General features: G+C 64.0%; 22 protein-coding genes, 1 other RNA gene and 1 pseudogene. 18 read left to right on the forward strand and 6 right to left on the reverse strand.

The genetic code is table 11. The annotated features are described in order from the left end of the window. The first annotated feature begins 11 nt into the window (after positions 1-11). The 5 genes from ACE3SN_RS04650 to ACE3SN_RS04670 all read left to right on the forward strand — a co-directional run bounded on the left by ACE3SN_RS04650 (position 12) and on the right by ACE3SN_RS04670 (position 4,438). A complete protein-coding gene (locus ACE3SN_RS04650) occupies positions 12-1,343 on the forward strand; it encodes a peptidylprolyl isomerase (RefSeq protein WP_374527976.1) in 1,332 nt (443 codons plus the stop codon). Positions 1,344-1,358: 15 nt separating this feature from the next. Then, positions 1,359-2,357: a 4-hydroxythreonine-4-phosphate dehydrogenase PdxA gene (pdxA, locus tag ACE3SN_RS04655; RefSeq protein WP_374527934.1), complete on the forward strand. Its 999-nt coding sequence runs from the start codon at positions 1,359-1,361 to the stop codon at positions 2,355-2,357. Then, positions 2,354-3,175, forward strand: coding sequence for a 16S rRNA (adenine(1518)-N(6)/adenine(1519)-N(6))-dimethyltransferase RsmA (gene rsmA, locus ACE3SN_RS04660; RefSeq protein ID WP_374527936.1), 822 nt, complete (start codon positions 2,354-2,356; stop codon positions 3,173-3,175). The genes pdxA and rsmA overlap by 4 nt, the downstream gene beginning before the upstream one ends. A 46-nt stretch (positions 3,176-3,221) precedes the next feature. Beyond that, a complete protein-coding gene (locus tag ACE3SN_RS04665; RefSeq protein WP_374527938.1) occupies positions 3,222-4,073 on the forward strand; it encodes a hypothetical protein in 852 nt (283 codons plus the stop codon). A 65-nt stretch (positions 4,074-4,138) separates the two neighbouring features. Next, entirely contained in the window at positions 4,139-4,438 is a 300-nt protein-coding gene (locus ACE3SN_RS04670) for a hypothetical protein (protein ID WP_374527940.1), read from the forward strand. Here the strand turns inward: ACE3SN_RS04670 and ACE3SN_RS04675 are convergent, their stop codons facing one another. After that, positions 4,439-6,514, reverse strand: coding sequence for a malate synthase G (locus tag ACE3SN_RS04675; protein ID WP_374527942.1), 2,076 nt, complete (start codon positions 6,512-6,514; stop codon positions 4,439-4,441). It lies immediately after the preceding gene. Positions 6,515-6,754: 240 nt separating this feature from the next. On the opposite strand from ACE3SN_RS04675, the gene ACE3SN_RS04680 reads away from it, so the two are divergent. The 4 genes from ACE3SN_RS04680 (at position 6,755) to ACE3SN_RS04695 (ending at position 10,546) form a co-directional block, all read left to right on the forward strand. Beyond that, positions 6,755-7,909: a hydrolase gene (locus ACE3SN_RS04680; protein ID WP_374527944.1), complete on the forward strand. Its 1,155-nt coding sequence runs from the start codon at positions 6,755-6,757 to the stop codon at positions 7,907-7,909. Beyond that, positions 7,906-8,937 carry an arginine N-succinyltransferase gene (locus ACE3SN_RS04685; RefSeq protein ID WP_374527946.1) on the forward strand — a complete coding sequence of 344 codons (1,032 nt, stop codon included), beginning with the start codon at positions 7,906-7,908 and terminating at the stop codon, positions 8,935-8,937. The genes ACE3SN_RS04680 and ACE3SN_RS04685 overlap by 4 nt, the downstream gene beginning before the upstream one ends. Before the next feature lie 3 nt (positions 8,938-8,940). Next, positions 8,941-10,191 (forward strand): N-succinylarginine dihydrolase, encoded by a 1,251-nt coding sequence (locus tag ACE3SN_RS04690; RefSeq protein ID WP_374527948.1) that lies wholly within the window; start codon positions 8,941-8,943, stop codon positions 10,189-10,191. Between the two features lie 112 nt (positions 10,192-10,303). Next, entirely contained in the window at positions 10,304-10,546 is a 243-nt protein-coding gene (locus ACE3SN_RS04695) for a hypothetical protein (protein WP_374527950.1), read from the forward strand. A gap of 202 nt (positions 10,547-10,748) precedes the next feature. On the opposite strand, the gene ssrA is transcribed toward ACE3SN_RS04695, so the two are convergent. Together ssrA and mscL are read right to left on the reverse strand one after the other, a co-directional pair. Beyond that, positions 10,749-11,124, reverse strand: a transfer-messenger RNA (tmRNA) gene (gene ssrA, locus ACE3SN_RS04700). A 45-nt stretch (positions 11,125-11,169) separates the two neighbouring features. After that, positions 11,170-11,577, reverse strand: a complete 408-nt coding sequence (gene mscL, locus ACE3SN_RS04705) for a large conductance mechanosensitive channel protein MscL (RefSeq protein WP_374527952.1) — start codon at positions 11,575-11,577, stop codon at positions 11,170-11,172. A 181-nt stretch (positions 11,578-11,758) separates the two neighbouring features. Between mscL and ACE3SN_RS04710 the strand changes: the two genes are divergently transcribed. The 9 genes from ACE3SN_RS04710 (at position 11,759) to ACE3SN_RS04750 (ending at position 18,704) form a co-directional block, all read left to right on the forward strand. After that, complete coding sequence (locus ACE3SN_RS04710) at positions 11,759-12,376, forward strand: LemA family protein (RefSeq protein ID WP_374527954.1); 618 nt, start codon at positions 11,759-11,761, stop codon at positions 12,374-12,376. 16 nt (positions 12,377-12,392) lie between these two features. After that, positions 12,393-13,241 carry a YgcG family protein gene (locus ACE3SN_RS04715; RefSeq protein ID WP_374527956.1) on the forward strand — a complete coding sequence of 283 codons (849 nt, stop codon included), beginning with the start codon at positions 12,393-12,395 and terminating at the stop codon, positions 13,239-13,241. A gap of 11 nt (positions 13,242-13,252) precedes the next feature. Next, positions 13,253-13,936, forward strand: a complete 684-nt coding sequence (locus ACE3SN_RS04720; RefSeq protein ID WP_374527958.1) for a TPM domain-containing protein — start codon at positions 13,253-13,255, stop codon at positions 13,934-13,936. 28 nt (positions 13,937-13,964) lie between these two features. Continuing rightward, entirely contained in the window at positions 13,965-14,504 is a 540-nt protein-coding gene (locus tag ACE3SN_RS04725) for an NUDIX hydrolase (RefSeq protein ID WP_374527960.1), read from the forward strand. A gap of 4 nt (positions 14,505-14,508) precedes the next feature. Beyond that, complete coding sequence (locus ACE3SN_RS04730; protein ID WP_374527962.1) at positions 14,509-15,291, forward strand: SDR family oxidoreductase; 783 nt, start codon at positions 14,509-14,511, stop codon at positions 15,289-15,291. Between the two features lie 10 nt (positions 15,292-15,301). Then, the gene (locus ACE3SN_RS04735) at positions 15,302-16,351 is read left to right on the forward strand and encodes a LacI family DNA-binding transcriptional regulator (protein ID WP_374527964.1); all 1,050 of its coding nucleotides are present in this window, start codon (positions 15,302-15,304) and stop codon (positions 16,349-16,351) included. 74 nt (positions 16,352-16,425) lie between these two features. Continuing rightward, on the forward strand, positions 16,426-17,559 hold the full coding sequence (locus tag ACE3SN_RS04740; protein ID WP_374527966.1) for a cobalamin-independent methionine synthase II family protein: 1,134 nt from the start codon (positions 16,426-16,428) through the stop codon (positions 17,557-17,559). Next, complete coding sequence (locus tag ACE3SN_RS04745; protein ID WP_374527968.1) at positions 17,556-17,945, forward strand: nuclear transport factor 2 family protein; 390 nt, start codon at positions 17,556-17,558, stop codon at positions 17,943-17,945. The genes ACE3SN_RS04740 and ACE3SN_RS04745 overlap by 4 nt, the downstream gene beginning before the upstream one ends. 9 nt (positions 17,946-17,954) lie before the next feature. Beyond that, positions 17,955-18,704 (forward strand): IclR family transcriptional regulator, encoded by a 750-nt coding sequence (locus tag ACE3SN_RS04750; RefSeq protein WP_374527970.1) that lies wholly within the window; start codon positions 17,955-17,957, stop codon positions 18,702-18,704. Here the strand turns inward: ACE3SN_RS04750 and ACE3SN_RS04755 are convergent, their stop codons facing one another. The 3 genes and pseudogenes from ACE3SN_RS04755 to ACE3SN_RS04765 all read right to left on the reverse strand — a co-directional run. After that, the gene (locus ACE3SN_RS04755; RefSeq protein ID WP_374527972.1) at positions 18,705-20,096 is read right to left on the reverse strand and encodes an aminomethyl transferase family protein; all 1,392 of its coding nucleotides are present in this window, start codon (positions 20,094-20,096) and stop codon (positions 18,705-18,707) included. It lies immediately after the preceding gene. 296 nt (positions 20,097-20,392) lie between these two features. Then, entirely contained in the window at positions 20,393-21,145 is a 753-nt protein-coding gene (locus ACE3SN_RS04760) for a hypothetical protein (RefSeq protein ID WP_374527974.1), read from the reverse strand. A 36-nt stretch (positions 21,146-21,181) separates the two neighbouring features. Continuing rightward, a pseudogene (locus ACE3SN_RS04765) lies at positions 21,182-21,292 on the reverse strand (IS5/IS1182 family transposase); the annotation flags it as partial.

Consider the following 21,292-nt stretch of genomic DNA (forward strand, 5'->3'; position numbering starts at 1 on the left):
AACCAGTGGCAATCACTTCGTCGCTTCGCTTCCTCACTCGTTCCGCTGTTGCCGTCGCGCTCGTTCTGGGTGGCGTGGCCAGCGCACAGGACAGTTCCGGCAATCTCGACTTGCCGAGCGATCCGAAGATTTTCGGCAAGAACGATCCCAACCACCGCACCGCAACCGTGATCATCAACGGTGAAGTGATTACCGGCACCGACGTCGACCAGCGCGTGGCCCTGATCGTCGCGGCAAGCGGCGGCAAGATCGAACCCGAAGAGCTGGAACGCCTGCGCATGCAGGTGCTGCGCAACCTGATGGACGAAACGCTCCAGATCCAGGAAGCCAAGGCCCAGGGCATGACCGTGGAAGACGCCGAGGTCGACGAGACTTACGCGCGCATCGCCCAACAGAATTTCGGCCAGGAACCCAAGGCGCTCGATGCCTACCTGGTGAAGATCGGCTCCTCGCCCGCCTCGCTCAAGCGGCAGATCCGTGGCGAACTTTCGTGGCAGCGCCTGCTGCGCCGCAACGTCCAGCCCTATGTCAGCGTCTCGGATGAAGAGGTGCGCGATGTGCTCAAGCGCCAGCAGGAGCAGAAGGGCACCGAGGAATACCGCGTCGGCGAAATCTTCCTTTCGGCCAACAGCGAAAACCGCGATGCCGTGGCGCAGAACGCGATGAAGATCGTCCAGCAACTGCAGCAGGGCGGCAGCTTTGTCGGTTATGCCCGCCAGTTTTCCGAAGCATCGACCGCGCCGGTCGGCGGTGACCTGGGCTGGGTGCGTCTGGCGCAGCTGCCCCCCGAACTCTCGAACGCCATCGCCACGCTGCAGCCCGGCCAGATGGCCGGACCGATCGAAGTGCGCGGCGGGTTTTCGATCGTCGTACTGATTGACAAGCGCCAGATCCTGACCGCCGATCCGCGCGATGCGATCCTCAGCCTCAAGCAGATCTCGATCAGCTTCCCCAAGGGCACGACCGAGGCCCAGGCTACTGCACAAGCCCAGACCTTCGCGGAAACGATGAAGACCGCGCGCGGTTGCTCGACGGTTGACGGGATTGCTGCCGGAATCGGCGCGGAAGTTGTCACCAACGACCAGATCAAGGCGCGCGACCTGCCGGGGCCGCTTCAGAACATGGTCCTGGCGCTGCAGCTGGGCGAAACAACCGCTCCGTTCGGCTCGATCGAAGATGGCGTGCGCGTGCTGATGCTGTGCGGACGCGACGATCCCAAGGTCGATACCGGTCCGGATTTCGACACGGTCCAGGCCCAGATGGAAGACGAGCGCATCAACAAGCGCGCGCAAAGCTACATGCGCGACCTGCGGCGCGACGCGATCATCGACTACGGCAACTAAGGTCTGACGCACCGGATGGGGCCGCTTGCACTCTCGCTGGGCGATCCCGCCGGAGTCGGCCCCGAACTCATCGCCGCAGCCTGGGCGCTGCGCGAAGAAGCGGAACTGTTCCCCTTCTTCGTTGCGGGCGGGCCCGAATTGCTGGTCGATTCCTCGCGCAGCCGGGGCATTGCCCTGCCCGTCACGCAGATTTTCCATCCGGCCGAAGCCTTTGACTGCTTTGGCCATTCGTTACCGGTGCTGGCCGGAGCGGATGGCGAATACACCCCCGGCACCCCCAGCCGCGAAGGCGCTGAGCTGGCGCTCGCCTCGCTGGAGGAAGCCGCAAGGCTCGTGGTCGAGGGTGAAGCTTCGGCCATTGTTACCGGTCCGATTGCCAAGGCCCGGCTCGCCGAAGTGGGATTTGATCATCCGGGACAGACCGAGTTCGTCGCCGCCGCCAGCGGGGTTGCGGCGCAGGATGCGGTGATGATGCTCGCGGGGCCGAACCTGCGCACCGTGCCGCTGACCGTCCATATCGCGCTGGCCGACGTCCATGCTCACCTGACTACAGAGTTGATCGTGCGCCGCGCGAGGATCACGGCCGCGGCGCTGGAGCGCGACTTCGGGATCGAGCGCCCCCGCATCGCCATCGCCGCGCTCAATCCCCACGCCGGGGAGGAAGGCCGCATGGGCGGTGAGGAAGCCGCGATCATCGCACCCGCCATTGCCCAACTTCGGGCCGAGGGGATCGACGCCACCGGCCCCCACCCCGCCGACGCGCTGTTCGCCCCCCGCGCGCGCGCCGGTTACGATGTGGCGCTGTGCATGTATCACGATCAGGCGCTGATCCCGCTGAAGGCGCTCGATTTCGATAGCGGCGTCAACGTCACGCTGGGCCTGCCGATCATCCGCACCTCACCCGATCACGGCACCGCCTTCGCCATCGCGGGCCAGAACAAGGCCGATCCCGGCGCGATGATCGCCGCGATCCGCATGGCCGGCGAATGTGCCGAGCGGCGGTTCGGGGAATGAGCCAGCCCGACCTTCCCCCGCTGCGCGAGGTCATCAATCGCCACGGCCTGTTCGCCAGCAAGGCGCTCGGCCAGAACTTCCTGTTCGACGAGCAATTGCTCGACCGGATCGCCGCGATCCCCGGCAAGCTCAAGGGCCAGCAGGTACTCGAAGTCGGCCCCGGCCCTGGTGGCCTGACCCGCGCCCTGCTGCGCGCCGGAGCGCAGGTTACCGCGATCGAGATGGACAAACGCTGCCTGCCCGCCTTGGCTGAACTCGGCGAGGCCTTCCCCGGCCAACTGGAGGTGATCGAGGGTGATGCCACCAAGGTCCCCCACGGGATCGAGGGCCCGTTCCACATCGTCGCCAACCTGCCCTACAATGTCGGCACCGCACTGTTCACGGGCTGGCTGGGCGGTGAAGCATGGCCGCCGCAATGGGCCAGCCTGACTTTGATGTTCCAGCTGGAGGTTGCCAACCGGATCATCGCCGAAACCGGCAGCGACGCCTATGGCCGCCTCGCCGTGCTGGCCCAGTGGCGTGCCGAGGCGAAAGTGGCGATGAAAGTCCACCGCAGCGCCTTCACCCCGCCGCCCAAGGTGATGAGCGCGATCGTCCACGTGAAGCCCGCGGCCATGCCCGAAGGCGTATCGGCAAGGACGCTCGAACGCCTGACCGAGGCCGCTTTCGGCCAGCGCCGCAAGATGCTGCGGCAAAGCCTCAAGGGCCTGCCCGGCGCGCTCGCCGCGCTGGAAGTCCTTGGCATCGACCCCGCGCGCCGCGCCGAAACGCTGAGCGTGGAGGAGTTCGTGGCCGTGGCGCGGGTGCTGAGTCAGTAACCCTCACGGCATTGCCAGCCGCCACCATTGGGCGCATCATGACCGCATGGTGGCGCAACACCCTGGCCTGAAACGGAGAAACCGGTCGCTGGTGATGGGCGCGCTCGCCTTTATCCTGCTGTCATCGCCGGCATCGGCCGAACCTGCAAAAGGCCTTCCCGAGAGCTGGACGTTGGGAGAAATGCCCGCTGCAACCGATGGCCAGCCGCGCCCGACTTATCACCAGCCCGCCCCCCGCACCGGCACCTATCTCCACGGTGGAAGCGGCCAGATCCAGGATGCTTCCGATTGGAACCGCACGTCGCCGCAGGAAGCCTGCTTTGTAAAGACCGGGAAGCAGTTCAGCTATTCGATGCTGCCAGCGCAGGAATACTGGTATTACGAGGCGGATGGCGAAGGCCTGCTGCTCCTCAGATCGCGCGCGTTTGCGGGCTACGACGCCGATTGCAACGACATTATCCGCAGCACTGACAGCGTGGAACGCGTGCAGATCGGCAAGGACAGTTTTACCCGCTTCATTCCCAAGGATGGAGGTTGGGTCGCGGAAACCCATGCCTTCGCGTCGTATCGGCGGACCGACACGCACGATGTCGGCATCGGAAACAACTTCGACACGCTGACCTACTTCGTGATGCGCAAGCGGCATTTGCGAGACAGCGATGTCGGCCCGCTCGTCAAGGGTATCCAGACGCACTGCGTAGGCTATTCCAGCCCGCCCGATGCTGGCGGCGTGCTGTGCTGGCTCGGCGAAAAAGGCCCCGGTCGAGGCATTCTGACCTATGACAGCGAAACGATAGCAGGTGGACCGAACGTCTATCACGAAGTGACCGATATTGAGGATGGCGTGCCGATCGACGGACGCTTGTTCGAATGGGACCGACCGATCAGCGCAAACTGACTGCGCAGAGAATTTCGCAATCATTTCCTGCGATTGTCGCCGCCATCCCGGACCGAACAGGGCTCATGGACGAACGACAAGCAACTCTACGCAGCCTGCGCCGTATTCTCGGCGCGATGAGTCTCGCCCTGTTCGCCTATGCGGCCGCGATCGCATGGAAAGGCCACGTGGTCATAATCGGGCGACCCCATCACAGCGCCTATTCGGGCGCCGAGGCGCTGCAATGGGCCGGCCTTTACGCCTGCTTTGGCGCGGCCCTGCTGGGCGTGTTCATGAACACGCCCGCGCGGGTCGGCACGTGGATCGGCACCTGGCTGGTGCTGGGCATCGCCATCGTGCTTGTCCCGGCCTACACGGGCGCCTGATCAGAGCGCCTTTTTCACTTGCCGCCAGTGGTGCAGCAGCGGCTCGGTATAACCGCTGGGCTGATCGACGCCCTTGAACACCAGATCGCAGGCAGCGCGGAACGCCGGGGCGTCCTCGTTGCCGACCAGCGGCAGGTAGACGGGATCGCCCGCGTTTTGGGCATCGACCTTGGCGGCCATGCGGCGCAGGCTGTCCATGACCTGCTCCTTGGTGCAAACCCCGTGGAGCAGCCAGTTGGCCATGTGCTGACTGGAAATGCGCAGCGTAGCGCGGTCTTCCATCAGGCCGACGTCGTTGATGTCGGGCACCTTGGAACAGCCGACCCCCGCGTCGATCCAGCGCACGACATAGCCGAGGAGCCCTTGCGCGTTGTTGTCCAGTTCCTCGCGGACTTCCTCGTCGGACCAGTTGATCCCGTCGGCCAGCGGCACGGTAAGCAGCAGGTCGAGCGCCGGAGTCGGTTTGCCCGCGAGTTCCTGCTGCACGGCAAACACGTCGACCTGGTGGTAGTGTGTCGCGTGGAGCGTGGCAGCAGTGGGGGACGGGACCCAGGCAGTGTTCGCGCCAGACTTGGGATGGCCGATCTTCTGCACCATCATGTCGCCCATCATGTCGGGTGCGGCCCACATCCCCTTGCCGATCTGCGCCTTGCCCGACAGCCCGCAAGCAAGGCCGATCTGGACGTTGCGCGCCTCGTAGGCCGAGATCCACGGCGTCGCCTTCATCGCGCCCTTGCGCAGCATGGCGCCGGCCCGCATCGAGGTGTGGATTTCATCGCCTGTCCGGTCGAGGAAGCCCGTGTTGATGAACACGATCCGGTCCTTCACGGCATGAATGCAGGCGGCAAGGTTGGCGGAGGTGCGGCGTTCCTCGTCCATCACGCCAACCTTGATCGTGTGGCGGGCAAGGCCCAGCAGGTCTTCCACCGCATCGAACAGGGTGTTGGTGAAGTCGACTTCTTCCGGCCCGTGCATCTTGGGCTTGACGATGTAGATCGAACCACAGCGGCTGTTGCTGAACGCGCCCTTCCCGGCCAGCCCCTGCGCCCCGATGGCGCTGGTAACGACCGCGTCCATGATCCCTTCGGGAATCTCGCTGTCATCGGCCAGCAGGATCGCCGGGTTGGTCATCAGGTGGCCGACATTGCGCACAAACAGCAGGCTGCGCCCCGGCAGAACCAGTTCGCTGCCATCCAGCGCGGTCCACTTGCGGTCTGGGTTGAGCGTCCGGGTCATCGTCCGCCCGCCCTTTTCGAAGGTGTCCGCCAGATCGCCCCGGATCACGCCCAGCCAGTTGCGATAGGCGTTGAGCTTGTCTTCCGCGTCCACCGCCGCGACCGAATCCTCCATGTCGCAGATCGTGGTCAGCGCCGCTTCGAGCACGACGTCGGCAATGCCGAGCGGGTCGGTCTTGCCGACCGGGTGCGCCGGATCGACCAGCACTTCGATGTGGAGGCCATTGTGGCGGAACAGGAACGCACCGTCGCGCTTGGCCACCAGATGCTCGCAAGGCTCACCGGCGAGCGCCGCTTCCCAGCCCGGAATCGCGCCGTTCAGGAACGCGCGCGCGGCCTTGATAACGGCGGCTCCGCGCACTTCGTCATAGCCGCCGGGGCGGGCCGGGGCGGCATCGAGCGCGTCGGTGCCGTAGAATGCGTCATAGAGGCTGCCCCAGCGCGCATTGGCGGCGTTGAGCAGGAAGCGCGCGTTGAGCACCGGCACGACAAGTTGCGGCCCAGCCATCGTGGCGATTTCGGGATCGACATTTTGCGTGCCGATCGTGAACGGCGCGGGTTCGGGCACGAGATAGCCGATCTCGGTCAGGAAGGCCTTGTATTCGGCCATGTCGATGGGCTTGCCGGCGCGCGCCAAGTGCCACGCATCGATCCTGGCCTGCAGGTCGTCACGCTTGGCCAGCAAGTCACGGTTTACCGGGGCGTAGCGTTCCACCAGGGCGGCAAAGCCTTGCCAGAAGCTGGCGGCATCCTTGCCCAGCGGGGCGATGACTTCGCCCTCGATGAATTGCGCCAGGGCTGCATCAACCTGAAGCTCGCTGCGTTCAACCCGATTGGTCATTTTTCCTCGCACTCGATTAAGCCGCAGGCGCCAAACGGCGTTCCGGCATGGGGTATCGTCGAATCCGGGGAGGAATGCGAGGGCCTATGCCGCACCTGCGAAGAAATGGCAACGCCTGTGATTTCTGCCCGCCGCTTCAGGCAGGGGTTGGAGCGGCCTTAGCTCTCGGCTAGAAGGTTTCAGATGCAACAGCTTGATGCTTCCGAACAGGCACTGCTTAGTGCCGTCGATGCTGGCCCGATGTTGGGTCAAGTCCAGGCGTGGAGCGCGCTCAACACCGGTACCGGCAACCTTGCGGGCCTGGCCGAACAGGCACGCCTGCTGGCGGCCGAATTCGCCGCGCTACCGGGTGCGGTCGAACTGGTTGACCCCGCCACCGTCACGGCCATCGCGGCCGACGGGAAGGAAGACGAAGTCCAATACGGCAAGCACCTGGTGTTGTCCGTCCGCCCCGATGCGCCGCGCCGCTTCCTGCTGACGGGGCACATGGACACGGTATTTCCCGCCAATCATCCCTTCCAGCACCAGAAGTGGCTGGACGGCGAAACACTGAACGGCCCCGGCGTGGCCGACATGAAAGGCGGGATTGCGGTGATTTTGGCCGCACTCAAGGCATTTGAGACTTCGCCTGCGGCCGTCGGCGTCGGCTATGACGTCCTGATCAATTCCGATGAGGAAACCGGCAGCCTTTCATCCGCCGCGCTGATCGCCCGCCTTGCGCAGGGCAAGACCGCAGCGCTGACCTATGAACCCTCGGCCCTGCCCGACGGCACCCTAGCCGGCGCGCGGGCCGGCAGCGGCAACTGGTCCCTGGTGGTGACGGGCCGCTCTGCCCATGCCGGGCGCAATCCGGAGGACGGGCGCAACGCCATCGTCGCAGCCGCCGCGCTGGCGCTGGGCCTCAAGGCGCTGGAACGCGACGGGCTTTCGGTCAACCCCGCGAAGATCGAGGGCGGCAGCGCCAACAACGTCGTGCCGGACCATGCCGTGCTGCGCTTCAACATCCGTCCACGCTTTCCGGAAGTCGCCGATATTTTTGAAACGGAAATCCAGGCTTTGATCGCCAAGGTTGAATCCGAGCACGAAGTCCGCATCCACCGCCACGGCGCGATTAGCCGCCCACCCAAGCCGCTCGACGCGCGGGCCGAAAAACTGTTCGGCATCGTCGAGGAATGTTCCGCCCTGCTTGGCCATCCGATCACCCGCAAGGCCACCGGCGGGGTCTGCGATGGAAACAACATCGCCGCTTGCGGGGTGCCTGTGGTCGACACCATGGGCGTGCGCGGCGGCGCGATCCATTCTTCGGACGAGTTCCTGATCGTCCCCAGCCTCGAAGAGCGCGCGAAGCTGTCCGCGCTCGTCCTCCACCGCCTCTCCCTTGGAGAACCGCTTTGACCTTTCGCATCCGCGCGGCCGGGCCGCACGACCTTCAGCACATTTACGAAATGGCCAAGCGTACTGGCGGGGGCTTCACCAACCTTCCGCCCGACCGCAAATCGCTGATCGCCAAGCTGGATCGTTCGGGCGAGGCTTTTGCGCGTGCCGAGGATACGCTGGACGACGACCTGTTCTTCTTCGTGCTGGAAAACACCGCTACTGGCGATGTGCGCGGCACGTGTCAGGTATTCTCGGCGGTGGGGCAGAAGTGGCCGTTCTATTCTTACCGGATCGGCGCGCTGACCCAGCACAGCGCGGAGCTCGGCCGCACTTTCCGCGCCGACATCCTCAACCTCTCGACCGATCTTGAAGGGGCAACTGAAGTGGGCGGGCTGTTCCTCCACCCTGGCGAACGCGCCGGTGGGCTAGGCCTGCTGATCGCGCGGAGCCGCTATCTGTTCATCCGCAATCACCGCCCCCGCTTTGCCGACCGCACACTGGCCGAACTGCGCGGCGTGATTGACGAGGCCGGCGGTTCACCCTTCTGGGACGGGGTTGCCGGGCGCTTCTTCGGGATGAATTTTCAGGACGCGGACGAGTTCAACGCCAAGTTCGGCAACCAGTTCATTGCCGACCTGATGCCCAAGCACCCGGTCTATATCGCGATGCTGACCGACCATGCCCGCGCAGTAATCGGCGTGCCGCACCCCACGGGCCGCGCGGCGATGCGGATGCTGGAGAACGAAGGGTTCGCCTGGGAACGCTATGTCGACATTTTCGACGGCGGACCGACCATGACAGTGCGGACCGACCAGATCCGCTCGATCCGCGAAGCTGAAGACGCACGGGTCGTGGCGGTCGACGGCAAGCTCGGCGAACACCGCGAGGGCGACAAGCGCCTGATCGCGGTTGGCCGGCTTGCCGACTTCCGCTGCGCCTATGGGTACATTGCCGAGCGAGACGACGGCATCGCGCTCGACGTGGAATGTGCTTCGGTGCTGGGAATCGAACCCGGCGAGACCGTCACTCACGTGGCGCGGTGGTGAACCATGGCGCTGGTTGAAATCAACTTCGACGGGATCATCGGCCCCAGCCACAATTACGCCGGGCTGAGCCTGGGCAACCTCGCCTCGGCCAGCCATGCGGGCGACGTTTCGTACCCGCGCGCCGCGGCATTGCAGGGCCTTGCCAAGATGCGGCACAACATGGCGCTGGGGCTGGCGCAGGGTTTCCTGCTGCCGCTCCCCCGTCCCAATGGCGCATTCCTGACCGCGCTGGGCGCCGAAGACGGCTCGGATCGGCGCCTGCTTGCCGCTGCGTGGTCGGCCAGTTCGATGTGGACTGCGAACGCCGCCACCGTCTCGCCCGCCCCCGACAGCGCGGACGGGCGCTGCCATCTGACGGCGGCCAACCTTGTCACCATGCCGCACCGCTCGCAGGAATGGCCCGATACCGTGCGCCAGCTGCGCGTCGCATTTGCCGACAAGGCGCACTTTGCCGTCCACGATGCCGTGCCCCCCTGTTTTGGCGACGAGGGTGCGGCCAACCACATGCGGATGTGCGCAGAACACGGTGCGCCGGGGTTGGAAATCTTCGTCTATGGGCGCAGCGGCGGAGCCTTTCCAGCGCGTCAGCACGAACAGGCGAGCCGCGCGGTTGCGCGCCTCCACGGCCTCGATCCCGCGCGCGCCCTGTTTGTCGAACAGGCACCAGAGGCAATCGCGGCAGGCGCGTTCCACAATGACGTGGTGGCCGTGGCGAACGAGCGGGTGCTGTTCACCCACGAACAGGCCTTCGCCGACCCGGACGGCACCTACGCCGCGATCCGCGCGGCCTTGCCCGAGGCAGAGATCGTGGTGGTGCCAACCGCTGCGGTCAGCCTCGCCGACGCAATCAAGTCCTACCTGTTCAACGCCCAACTCCTCACCCTGCCCGCAGGCGAGATGGGGCTCGTCATCCCGCTCGAAGCCTGGGAGCACCCTGGCGTCCGCGCCTGGCTGGACGGGATGCTGGCCAGCAACGGCCCGATCCGGCACGTGCTGCCGGTAGACGTGCGCCAGTCGATGGCGAACGGCGGCGGCCCGGCTTGCCTGCGGCTGCGCGTGGTCGCCGATCCGGCGACTGTCGATCCGCGCTTCCTGCTGGATCCGGCGAAGGCTGATGCGCTCGAAAGCGTGATCGCCGCGCACTGGCCCGAAGCGATTGCGCCGGCTGACCTTGGGGACCCGGCGCTTGCCGTGCAAGTCGTGGCGGCTCGCGCCGCGCTGCTCGAAGTTCTGGCACTGGGCGAACTTGCCTGAGTCCCCTGTCGGGACAGCTTACAGACGGGATTCGGGTTAACCACGCACTTGCGCGTAATTCTCTATTTGGCATGATGGTTGCGATGATTCCCGTTAAGGAATTGAGGAACCCATGCTGAGCAAAATCAAGCGCCTGTTCGTGATCAAGACGCCGGTTGAGGCGTACCTGATCATCTATGCGCTGGCGCTTGGTGCGGTCGAACGCGGCACGGTTTACATCCACCGCTTCCCCGGCTTCGGCGGCAAGCTGCTGTTCCTCGCCTGCACCGGCGCGGTGTTCATGGCAGGCGGCAAGATTCTTGACTGCCTCAAACACGAAAAGCGCATCGCCGAACGCCCCGAAACGGTGTTCTGAACACACTTCGCGGCACAGGACCGATTGCCCTTAAATCCGCTTCAAACCGAGACGAGAATGGTGGCCTGCGCGAACCGGCGCGCAGCGTGCTCCAGCACGTGAGCACCGGAAGCGCAGCAGGCTGCCGTTCGCAGCCCGGTTTGAAGCGGATTTAAGGGCAATCGGTGGGGTGGTTCTGTTGCTAGGCCCACCCCGAGCCCCCGGTATCCGTTCTGTTGCCCGGTCGGTCCAACCGCGCTTTAGCTTTGTAAGATCAGGCCGCTAGGCCGTCAGATTACGCAGCGAGAGCGAGTGCTTCGTTGTCGTTGGCACTTGTGAGTTTTGAGCCTTGAACGGGTTACTCAGCCCGGGTGAAAACAACGCTTTTCAACACACGTCGATCCTAGTTCGGCCCCATCATCACCCCGGCGACAACCGGGCCACGGCCTGCCCGTCTCCGGGTATCCGTGTGGTGGTGGTGGAGCCGCCGGGTACCGCCCCCGGGTCCGCTGCATCTATTGCACGTCGCAATTTATCACCATAGCCGGGCGAACCCGGCGAAACCCAATATAGGCAGAGTGCCGAGAAATGAAAGGGGCGGCAGCCAGACCGGCCCCGCCCCTTCGCTAAATCAACTGAAACGCTTACTTTTTCAGCGCATCGCGAATTTCGGTGAGCAAGTCCACCTCGCTCGGCCCGGCGGGCGCGGCCGGCGGCGGCGGGAAGGCCTTGTTGGCCTGGCGCACGATCAGGAAGATCACGAAGGCCAGGATCAGGAAGTTGATGACCGCGGTGATGAAGCTGCCATAGGCCAGGACATTCGCGCCCGCTTCCTTCGCGGCCTTGAGCGTCGCACCTTCGGGCGCGACGCCGGAAAGCACGATGTACTTGTTCGAATAGTCGATCCCGCCGGTAATCGCGCTGATCACGGGCATGATCACGTCATCGGTTAGCGACGAAACGATCTTGCCAAAAGCGGCGCCGATGATCACACCGACAGCCAGATCGAGCACGTTGCCGCGTGCGATGAAGGCCTTGAATTCGCTGAGCATTGCGCCCCCTCCTGATCCGATTGGTCCCGAGGCAGACTGTCTGCCAGTAAACCCGAATCCGCACAATAATTGTTTGAAACCCAAGTCGTTTGTCGAGACTGTCCTTGATCGGACACTGACCCGCCCTACATTCGTGCACATTGCGGCAAATAGCCGCCCTGACGAGAGGAAGATGTTTCCCATGTCCGCAAACTATTCCGCAATTTTCCCCCGCGCCCTGATCGCCGCCACTGCCGCCGCCACGCTGGCCGGCTGCGGGATCAATTCGGTTCCGACTGCGGAAGAAAACGCCAAGGCCAAGTGGGCCGATGTCCAGGCCGCATTTCAGGAACGCGCCAACCTGATCCCCAACCTCGCCGCCGTGGCCAAGGGTGCGGCCGAGCAGGAAAAGGGCATCCTGATCGGCGTGATGGACGCGCGCTCAAAGGCGACCAGCATTACCCTCACCGCCGATGACCTGACCGATCCGGCCAAGGTCAAGGCGTTCCAGGACGCGCAGAACCAGTTCGGCACTTCGCTGGGCGGGTTCGGCCGCCTGCTGGCCAATGCCGAGGCCTATCCCGAACTCAAGAGCATCACCAACTACCAGATGCTGCAGAGCCAGCTTGAGGGCCAGGAAAATCGCATCCGCATTGCCCTGCGCGATTACAACGAGGCGGTGCGCCAATATAACACCACGATCCGCACCTTCCCCGACGCGATCGGCGCGAAGGTGATCTATGGTGCCAAGCCGATGGTCCCCTATGAAGCCGTCACGCCGGGCGCGGAAGTGGCGCCCAGCCTCGAAGGCAAGCTCTGAGCGGAAGGATAGCGCCATGCTCGGCCGCGCCGGGCCTGCCCCGCACATCGCCAAGCGCGCGCTAACCCAGACGGTCGGCGCACTGCTTGCACTCGCAGCGCTGCTGCTGCCGCATTCGGCCTGGGCGCAGACGTTCCCGGAACTGACCGGGCGCGTCGTGGATGCCGCCAACGTCATCCCCGCCGACGAGGAAGCGCGCCTGACGCAAAAGCTGGAAGCGCTGGAAACCCAGTCGCACCGGCAAGTGGTGGTCGTCACCCTGCCCGATCTGCAGGGCTATGACATTTCCGACTATGGCTACCAGCTTGGCCGGCACTGGGGCATCGGTTCGAAAGACAAGAACGACGGCGTCCTGCTGATCGTCGCCCCCAGCGAGCGGAAGGTCCGGATCGAGGTTGGCTATGGCCTGGAACCGATCCTGACCGATGGCCTGTCTTCCCTGATCGTCCAGCAGCAGATCGTGCCGCGCTTCAAGGCGGGCGACATACCCGGCGGGATCGAAGCCGGGACCGATGCGATCATCCAGCAACTCACCCTGCCCGAAGACGAAGCCCGCAAGCTTGCCGCCGAAGCCAAGCCGCAGCAGACCGACACTGGCGACGTGATCGCGCCGACGCTGTTCTGGTTGTTCATGTTCTTCATCTTCTTCGTCCTCCCGATGCTTCGGCGCGGTCGGCGCGGCCAGCGCTATGGTGGTAGCGGCCTTGGCCAGGTCATCATGTGGAGTGTGCTTGACGAACTGTCGCGCGGCGGCCGTGGCGGCGGTGGCAGCGGCTGGGGCGGCGGCGGTTTTGGCGGCGGAGGCGGCGGATTTTCTGGCGGCGGAGGCAGCTTCGGCGGCGGCGGATCGTCGGGTAGCTGGTAGGGAGGCAGGCAATGGCACAGGTTCCTGCCATGAGCGAGGCAGAGCGCGATGCGGTAAGCAAGGCAGTCGGCGCGGCGGAGGAAAAGTCCGCAGGCGAGATCGTGACGATCCTCACCGAAATTTCGGATTCCTATCACGACGTCGCCCTGTTCTGGTCGGCGGCAGTGGCCTTCCTGGCGATTGGCGCGCTGGCGCTGGCCCCCGATTTCTACCTTGGCCTGATCGACCGGGTAACCGGCGAATGGGAAACCGCCTGGCATCCGGGTAAGCTTATGGCCCTCGCCCTGACGGTCGGCGTCGTCAAGTTCATCACCATGTGGCTTCTGCAACTATGGCGTCCGCTGCGGCTGTTGCTGGTTCCGGCCCCGGTCAAACACGCCCGGGTGCGCGCCCGCGCCGTCACCTGCTTCAAGGTGGGTGCAGAGCGGCGCACCCATGGCCGCACCGGCATCCTGATCTACCTCAGCCTTGGCGAACACCGGGCCGAGATCGTTGCCGACGAGGCGATTGCTTCCAAGGTCGCACCCGAAGTGTGGGGCGATGCCATGGCGGCGATGCTGGCGCATCTCCGCTATAATCGCATCGGGGATGGCCTGGTCGCGGCGGTCGAAAAGGTCGGCGCGGTGTTGGCCCAGCACTTCCCCCGTGCAGAAGACGACAAGAACGAATTGCCGGACCGCCTGATCGAAGTCTAAGGCTCGCGCTCCGAGTTATGGAGGCGACATGAGCGAGGCGGATTACGACAAGCCGGAAGAGGTTCACTGGACCGGCAAGTTCATCGTCGCCAAGACCCGCGGCAAGTGGGAATACGTTTCGCGCACACGCGGCATCAAGGCCGCCGTGATCCTCGCGATCGACGCCGAAGATCACGTGATCCTAGTCGAACAGTTCCGGGTGCCCCTGGGCCGCCCATGCATCGAGTTTCCCGCCGGACTGATCGGCGACCACGGCGAGGCCGAGGATGCAACCGCCGCCGCCGCGCGCGAACTGGAAGAAGAAACCGGTTACCGCGCGGCGCGAATGGAAAATCTGGGCGAATATTATTCGTCCCCCGGCATGGTCACGGAAAGCTTCACCCTGCTGCGCGCCCACGGCCTGACCCAAGTTGGCCCTGGCGGAGGGGTGGACGGCGAGAACATCACCGTTCATCGTGTTCCGCGACGGGAGCTGGCCACGTTCATCGCCGAATCGCGTGCACGCGGCCTTGGCATCGACGTTCGCCTGCTGATGCTGCTTGGCCCCGGAATGATTGGAGAGGAATAGGACAATGGCTGGACGGGTTGCAGGAAAGAAGGCGCTGATCACCGGCGCGGCGCAGGGTCTTGGCGCGGCGCAGGCGTTGATGCTGGCCCGCGAGGGCGCGCAGGTATTGCTGGCCGACATCAACGATGCCGGGGCTGCCAACCAGGCCGCCGCGATCAATGCCGAGCTGGGCGCGGGAACCGCGTTCTCGATCCGGCTCGACGTGACGCAGGAAGACCAGTGGATCGACGCGGTCGATTTTGCCGCGCAAGCGATGGGCGGCCTGTCGGTGCTGGTCAATAACGCGGGCGTGGGGGTACGCGGCAATATCGAAACCTGCACCCTGGCCGAATGGCACCGCGGCTTTGCGATCAACGTCGATTCGGTGTTCCTGGGCTGTCAGAAGGCGCTGCCACTGATGAAGGACAGCCAGCCCGGCTCGATCATCAACATCTCGTCGATCGCGGGCCTGATCGCCAGCGACACCATGCCTGGCTACAACGCCAGCAAGGCGGCCGTGTGGATGCTGTCCAAGTCGGTCGCGCTCTATTGCGCCAAGATGGGCTGGGACATCCGCTCGAACTCGGTCCACCCGACGTTCGTCGACACCCCGATCCTTGATGGCATTGCCGCCAGTTCGGGCCACCCGAAGGACGTCGTCATGGGCAAGCTCGCCCGGCAGGTTCCGCTGAAGCGGGTTGGCCACCCCGACGACATCGCCGCGGGCGTGCTCTATCTGGCCAGCGACGAGAGCCGGTTCATGACCGGGGCCGAACTCAAGCTTGACGGCGGCATCTCCGCAATGTGAAGGCCCAATGATGGACGGGGACAACACAAAGCAAAAGCCGCGCACCTTCAGGGTTACGTCGTTCGACGTGGCGGCAGAGGCTGGCGTAAGCCAATCGACGGTCAGCCGCGCGCTGGCCGGAGACCCCGTGGTGAGCGAAGCCACGCGTCTGCGCGTTGCCGAAGCGGCGCGCAAATTGAACTATCATGTCGACAACAACGCTGCGCGGCTGCGCACGGGGCGCACCGGCACGCTGGCCGTGGTGGTGATCTGCCGCCCTGACGAGGACCGCAAGGACCTCAACCCCTTCACCTATTCGCTACTCGGCACGATCTGCGCCGCCGCCTCGGCGCGCGGTTACGAAACGCTGGTAAGCTTCCAGGATGGGCCGCAGAACCTTTCGGGCCGCTACGAGGAACAGCGCAAGGCCGACGGGATCATCGTCATCGGCACCACCCAGAACCAGGCCGCCTGGGACTATTACCGCGAGCTTGGCGAATCCGGGATGCACTGGGTGTGCTGGGGTTCGCCGTTCGATGACAGCGAATGGATCCGCAGCGACAACCATGCTGGGGCCCGGCTCGCCACCGATCACCTGATCGAAGCGGGCTTTCGCCAGATCGCCTGCATCGGTTCGCTCGATTCACTGCAGCGTCAGTTTGGCGAGCGTTACGAAGGCTATGCCGAACGCATGCGCGAAGCCGGATTGGAGCCCTGGTTGGTTGAGATCGAGGAAGGTCTCAGCCGCGAGGAACAGGGCCGCCGCGCAGTGCGCGCCCTGCTCGCCTCCGGCAAGGAGTTCGACGCCATCTTCGCCGTGTGCGACGAGATCGCCCTCGGCGTGCTGCGCGAACTGACCGAAGCCGGGGTCAGGATCCCGGACGACTGCGGCCTGATCGGGTTCGACGGGATCCGCGCCAGCGCCCACGCGATGCCCCCGCTTTCCAGCATCCAGCCCGATTTCAGCGCTGCCGGGGCCATGCTGGTCGACAAGCTATTGGCCGTGATCGCCGGCACCGCGCACGAACAGCGCCGCGTACCAGTCACCCTGCTCGCCCGCGCCAGCACCAGACGCGGTTGATAATCGGGGCGATTGCCCCGCTCCTTCATATATGCGAAGAGTTCAGGAAATTCATTCCTGGAGAGGATTCTCGCATGGCCCACATCAAGACCACCCACGTCGGCAGCCTGCCGCGCGGGGAAGAACTTACCCCGCTGCTGCTCGCCCGCGATGCCGGCAAGCCCTATGACGCGGACGAGTTCGACCGGGTGGTTTCAGCGGCCGTCGATGAGGCCGTTAAGCAACAGGTTGCCGCGGGCGTCGATATCGTTTCGGACGGCGAACTGGGCAAGGTTGGCTATTCGACCTACATGATCGAACGCCTGTCGGGCTTTGGCGGCCACACCGACCGCAAGCCCGCCGCGGACCTGGCCGAAGTTCCGAACCTTGCCAAGAAGCTCTCGGCGATCATGGGCAGCCAGGAATTCGTCCGCGCCAGTTGCATCGGCGAAGTCAAGCTGGTCACGCTCGATCCGCTGCACGAGGACATCCGCCGCTTCCGCGCCGCGCTCGATAAGAACGCCGCCCCCACCACCGAAGCCTTCATGAACGCGGCCTCGCCGGGCCTGATCACCGCGTTTCAGGTCAACCGCTTCCACCCCAGCCACGAGGCCTACCTCGCCGCGCTGGTCGATGCGATGCGCGAGGAATACGAAACCATCGTCAACGCCGGGTTCTACCTCCAGCTCGACTGCCCCGATCTCGCGATGAGCCGCCACACCGGCTACCAGGACGCGAGCGACGAGGAATTCATCAAGATCGCGGCCGCCAACGTCGAGGCATTGAACGCCGCCACGGCCAACATCCCGCCTGAAAAGATGCGGATGCACGTGTGCTGGGGCAACTATGAAGGCCCGCACGACCACGACATCCCGCTTGAGAAGGTGATCGACATCGTGGTCGGTGCCCGTCCCGCAACCGTCCTGTTCGAAGCCGCCAACCCGCGCCACGAACATGAATGGAAGGTCTGGAAGGACGCCAAGCTGCCCGACTGGAAGATCCTGGCACCCGGCATGATCGACACCTGCTCGAACTATGTCGAGCACCCCGAACTGATCGCCCAGCGGATCGAGCGCTTCGCCGATATCGTCGGGCCGGACCGCGTGGTCGCCAGCACCGACTGCGGATTCGGCACCTTTGCGGGCTATGGCAAGATCGACCCGATCGTGACCTGGCGCAAGCTCAAGAACTTGCGCGAAGGCGCCGACATCGCGGGCGCGCGCCTGTGACCGAGGCCGAGCGCCTCGCCGCCGAGTGGGCCTGCGCGAAGCTGATCGCGCTTTATGCCAATCTCAATGACGAGGCGCGCTGGGACGAGGTTGCTGCGCTTTACACCGAGAGTGGGGTGATGACCCGCCCGACCGCCCCAGACGCGCCGATCATCGGACGCGAGGCGATCCTGGCGGCCTTCAAAGGCCGCCCTCCCCGCAAGACCCGGCATGTCTGCTCCAACGTGGTCATCACGGTGGAAAGCCCGACTAGCGCCAGCGGGACCAGCGCGATGATCCTGTTCACCGAGAACGGACCGCCGCTGGCCGGTTCGTTCCACGACCACTTCGAGCTCACCGCGGACGGCTGGCGCTTTAGCGAGCGGCGCGGCACACTGGCCTGGTAGGAGCACATCGTGGTCCAGCCAGGCAGCACCAACACCGTCAAGTCCGCGCTGCGCACGCTCGACATTATCGAGTTCGTGGTGGCGCATCCGCAAGGACCAATCGCGCAGGACATCGCCGCCGCGCTCGACATCCCGGTGTCGAGCCTGTCCTATCTGCTTTCGACCTTGCTCGAGCGAGGCTATCTGGTGCGCGATGGACGGCGCTATCGCCCCGGCCCGGGGCTCGACCGGCTGACGGTCAAGCCCCACGCCCTGACGCTGGGTGAGCGGGTCGAGCCGCTGGTCAAGTTGCTGCGTTCCGACCTCGATGAAACCGCCAGCTTCATGATCCGGAGCGGCTGGGAAGTCGAAGCGCTGGTGACGGAGAGCAGCGGGCAGGCCCTGCGCTATGCGGTCGACCGAGGCGAGCGCAAGCCGCTCCACAGTCTCGCCGCCGGCAAGGCGATCCTCGCGACCATGTCCGAGGACGAACTCGAGCTCTATTTCAGCGAAAGCGCACGCCAGCGTTTTACCGAACACACGATCGTCGCTGAGGCGGCATTGCGCGAGGAATTGAAGAGGATCCGCCGCGAAGGGGTTGCCGAGGCGCACCAGGAAAATACCCGCGGGATCTGCGGGATGGCGTGCCCGGCGTGGGTCGATGGCCAGGCGGTCGGCGCCTTTGCCGTGGCCATCCCCGAAGTGCGCTTCGACGCCAAGTTGGCGGCGAAGACCCGCGCGGCGCTGGCACGCGCCGCGGCGAGTCTTGCCGCCGCCTGATCAGGCCTTGCGGGTGCGCCAGCCGTCGGCGTAGGCGTCGCGCGCCGCTTCAACATATGGCACCGCCGCAACCACGGCCTTGATCGTGGTCTGCACGTGGCGCTCCACAGTCGGCTTGCTGGTGCCGCCGTTCGGTTCACCCCAGACCAGTTCGACTTCGGTGCCGGGCGCCGCATACTTTTCATCGAGCATGGCGAGCGTCAGGAACTTGCCTTCGTTGGCGGTATAGCCGATCCAGGTCGAAAGCCCGGCCAGGCTGCCATCGGCGGCGCGCACTTCGTCGAACGGGTGCATCGCATAGACAGCGCTGGGGTATTCCATGAACTTCGCGCGGTCGCCCTTCGACAGCGCCGAGCTCTGCACGCGCATCACGTCCTCGTTGTCGAGCGCCAGCGTCACCTTGCGGCGGTGCGGGCCCTGCGCCATCTTTTCGAGCGCCTCGCGGCCGATGAAGTCATGGTCGAACTTCACGAACGGGCCGTAACCCAGATCCCACGGCGTGGTGTAATAGCCTTCGACGCTGTCCGGCACATAGGAGCCGCCGATCGAGCACTTGCCGGCATAGGAATTGGCGCCGAGCCATTCGCGGAACGGCTTCAGCTCCTCGCCGGTATAGATCGCGGGCAGCGGGCTCGGGATCCAGCCCGATTCCAGCGTGTTCGACGAATAGGCCCGGCCGCCGACCAGCGCCATGCCGTATTCCTTGCCCGCTTCGACCAGCGCGGCGTGGACCGCGGCGTAATCTTCCCACGGACCATACAGTTCCCAGCCCGGCTGCCCGGCCATACCGTGGCGCAGCGCGTGGACGGTCTTGCCCGCGATGGTGAGGTGCGTGATGTTGAAGAACTTGAGGTCGGGCGGGGTCGTGCCGGTGGCCTTTTCGATGATCTTCATCGCGTTCGGGCCCTGGACCTGGAAGCGATAGTTCTTGCGCTTACCGTCGGTGCGCATCGCCCAACGCTCATCGCGTTCCACCTCGACGTTCCACTTGCCCGAAGCGGCGTGGAATTCGACCCATTCGATCGAGGGTGCGCGGCCCACCAGGTTGAAGCGCTGTTCTTCGAGATAAAACAGGATCACGTCGCCGATGACATAGCCCGCCGGGGTGCACGGCACGAACTGCTTGGCCTTGTCGGGCACGAAGCCCTTGAAGCTGTTGATCGCGAGGTATTCGAGCATCGCGAAGGCATCCGGCCCGCGCACTTCCAGGTCCACCATGTGGTACGACTGGTTGTAAAGCACGGCGGTGTGCTGCCACGCCCACTGCTCGTTACGCCAGTTCGAGTACTCGGCCGGGACGCCCGGATAGACGTTGGGGCCGACCTGCTGGTTGCGCAGCATATCGACAAGGTCGCCCGTTCCGGCGAGCAGGCTTTCAAGGTTTTCGGCCATCTTGCATCCTTCTCATGAAGCATCGCGGGCCACAGCGCGCCCGTCTCGCGAATCCCTCTGCCACACTTTCGCGTCCATGAAAAGTTCGTGGTTGTGAATTTTCGCGAACTTCGCGCGTGCCACGCATGGAAAGTACGCAGCAAAAGTTTGCCCACAAGCCAAGGCGCCCCGCCCCGGCTGATCCGGAACCGGGAACGGGCCTGCCAGGGCGGCGGACATGGGCAGCGAAACCTCGCGGGATTTGGGGTGAGCGGTGAGGGTAGCGGATTGCGGGGGAGTAGGAAAATCGGATTAGCCTACCAAGACCATGGTCTATAAATCATTTGTTTAAAATCTGCCGGTCTCTCGCTCGTAATCCCGCTGATAGTTAATGCACCTTGCAAATGAACAATAAATAGACCGCATCGCGGCTCTTCAACAAAAGTCCAACGGACTGAAAATTGGTCACCAAGATATCTTGCCTGCCTAACAGGTAGAACAAAATTCTCAGTTAATTCCAGTATTTCTTCAGGAAACCTACCAGCAGCCCAATCAAAATTGGTATGAAACCAAAGCGACATGCCCCCATTGGAACTCAGCGGCTCACCAAAGCACTGGTAGTGGAGGGCGAGAATAATTTTCCTCCCGACATTCGTGATGTGCTCATCCCAAAAATCTCGATCTAATTTTAAAATAGGAAAATTACTGTAAGGATGACCAACGGGCTTTTTAAGGCCGTTTTCGCGCAATATTCTCCGAATTTCCGAACCATTCTTCGGTATCATAATTTCGATTAGGTCTGGATATTCGCGTACAATAGACTTTGCCAAGTCTATATATCTGTCATTATCTAATTTTTTAGAATTTCCAATAATAAGAAGTGATAGGATTTTTTCAGATTTTCGTGTTACTTCATTGCACGCCTGACAGGCAGGAAAGACAAATCCCTCAGGCCATGCCCGATTCTCAAAATAGGTTCGTGCGGGTTGATGGTCTTCGGTCGTAGCCGGCTCATTCCCTCCACAAAAGCAGCAGCATGGATTTTCACTGAAGAAGAGCGCCCTACGCATCTTCCTTGCGCCCATAGAAACTAGGGCGTAGACTCATTATGCGGCACACCATATGCGCGTGCAGATGAGTTTGACGGCGGCGAGGTAGTTCTCAGGGCACTTGTCGTATCGGGTGGCGATGCCTCGGAAGTGCTTGATGCGGTTGAA

It is taken from the genome of Novosphingobium sp., from assembly GCF_041915465.1.
In the GTDB taxonomy this organism is placed as follows: domain Bacteria; phylum Pseudomonadota; class Alphaproteobacteria; order Sphingomonadales; family Sphingomonadaceae; genus Novosphingobium.

Coding starts and splice junctions, on each gene's coding strand:
- pdxA (WP_374527934.1), top strand. CDS start 1,359: ATGGGGCCGCTTGCACTCTCGCTGGGCGATCCCGCCGGAGTCGGCCCC.
- rsmA (WP_374527936.1), top strand. CDS start 2,354: ATGAGCCAGCCCGACCTTCCCCCGCTGCGCGAGGTCATCAATCGCCAC.
- ACE3SN_RS04665 (WP_374527938.1), top strand. CDS start 3,222: ATGGTGGCGCAACACCCTGGCCTGAAACGGAGAAACCGGTCGCTGGTG.
- ACE3SN_RS04670 (WP_374527940.1), top strand. CDS start 4,139: ATGGACGAACGACAAGCAACTCTACGCAGCCTGCGCCGTATTCTCGGC.
- ACE3SN_RS04675 (WP_374527942.1), bottom strand. CDS start 6,514: ATGACCAATCGGGTTGAACGCAGCGAGCTTCAGGTTGATGCAGCCCTG.
- ACE3SN_RS04680 (WP_374527944.1), top strand. CDS start 6,755: ATGTTGGGTCAAGTCCAGGCGTGGAGCGCGCTCAACACCGGTACCGGC.
- ACE3SN_RS04690 (WP_374527948.1), top strand. CDS start 8,941: ATGGCGCTGGTTGAAATCAACTTCGACGGGATCATCGGCCCCAGCCAC.
- ACE3SN_RS04695 (WP_374527950.1), top strand. CDS start 10,304: ATGCTGAGCAAAATCAAGCGCCTGTTCGTGATCAAGACGCCGGTTGAG.
- mscL (WP_374527952.1), bottom strand. CDS start 11,577: ATGCTCAGCGAATTCAAGGCCTTCATCGCACGCGGCAACGTGCTCGAT.
- ACE3SN_RS04710 (WP_374527954.1), top strand. CDS start 11,759: ATGTCCGCAAACTATTCCGCAATTTTCCCCCGCGCCCTGATCGCCGCC.
- ACE3SN_RS04715 (WP_374527956.1), top strand. CDS start 12,393: ATGCTCGGCCGCGCCGGGCCTGCCCCGCACATCGCCAAGCGCGCGCTA.
- ACE3SN_RS04720 (WP_374527958.1), top strand. CDS start 13,253: ATGGCACAGGTTCCTGCCATGAGCGAGGCAGAGCGCGATGCGGTAAGC.
- ACE3SN_RS04725 (WP_374527960.1), top strand. CDS start 13,965: ATGAGCGAGGCGGATTACGACAAGCCGGAAGAGGTTCACTGGACCGGC.
- ACE3SN_RS04730 (WP_374527962.1), top strand. CDS start 14,509: ATGGCTGGACGGGTTGCAGGAAAGAAGGCGCTGATCACCGGCGCGGCG.
- ACE3SN_RS04735 (WP_374527964.1), top strand. CDS start 15,302: ATGGACGGGGACAACACAAAGCAAAAGCCGCGCACCTTCAGGGTTACG.
- ACE3SN_RS04740 (WP_374527966.1), top strand. CDS start 16,426: ATGGCCCACATCAAGACCACCCACGTCGGCAGCCTGCCGCGCGGGGAA.
- ACE3SN_RS04755 (WP_374527972.1), bottom strand. CDS start 20,096: ATGGCCGAAAACCTTGAAAGCCTGCTCGCCGGAACGGGCGACCTTGTC.
- ACE3SN_RS04760 (WP_374527974.1), bottom strand. CDS start 21,145: ATGCGTAGGGCGCTCTTCTTCAGTGAAAATCCATGCTGCTGCTTTTGT.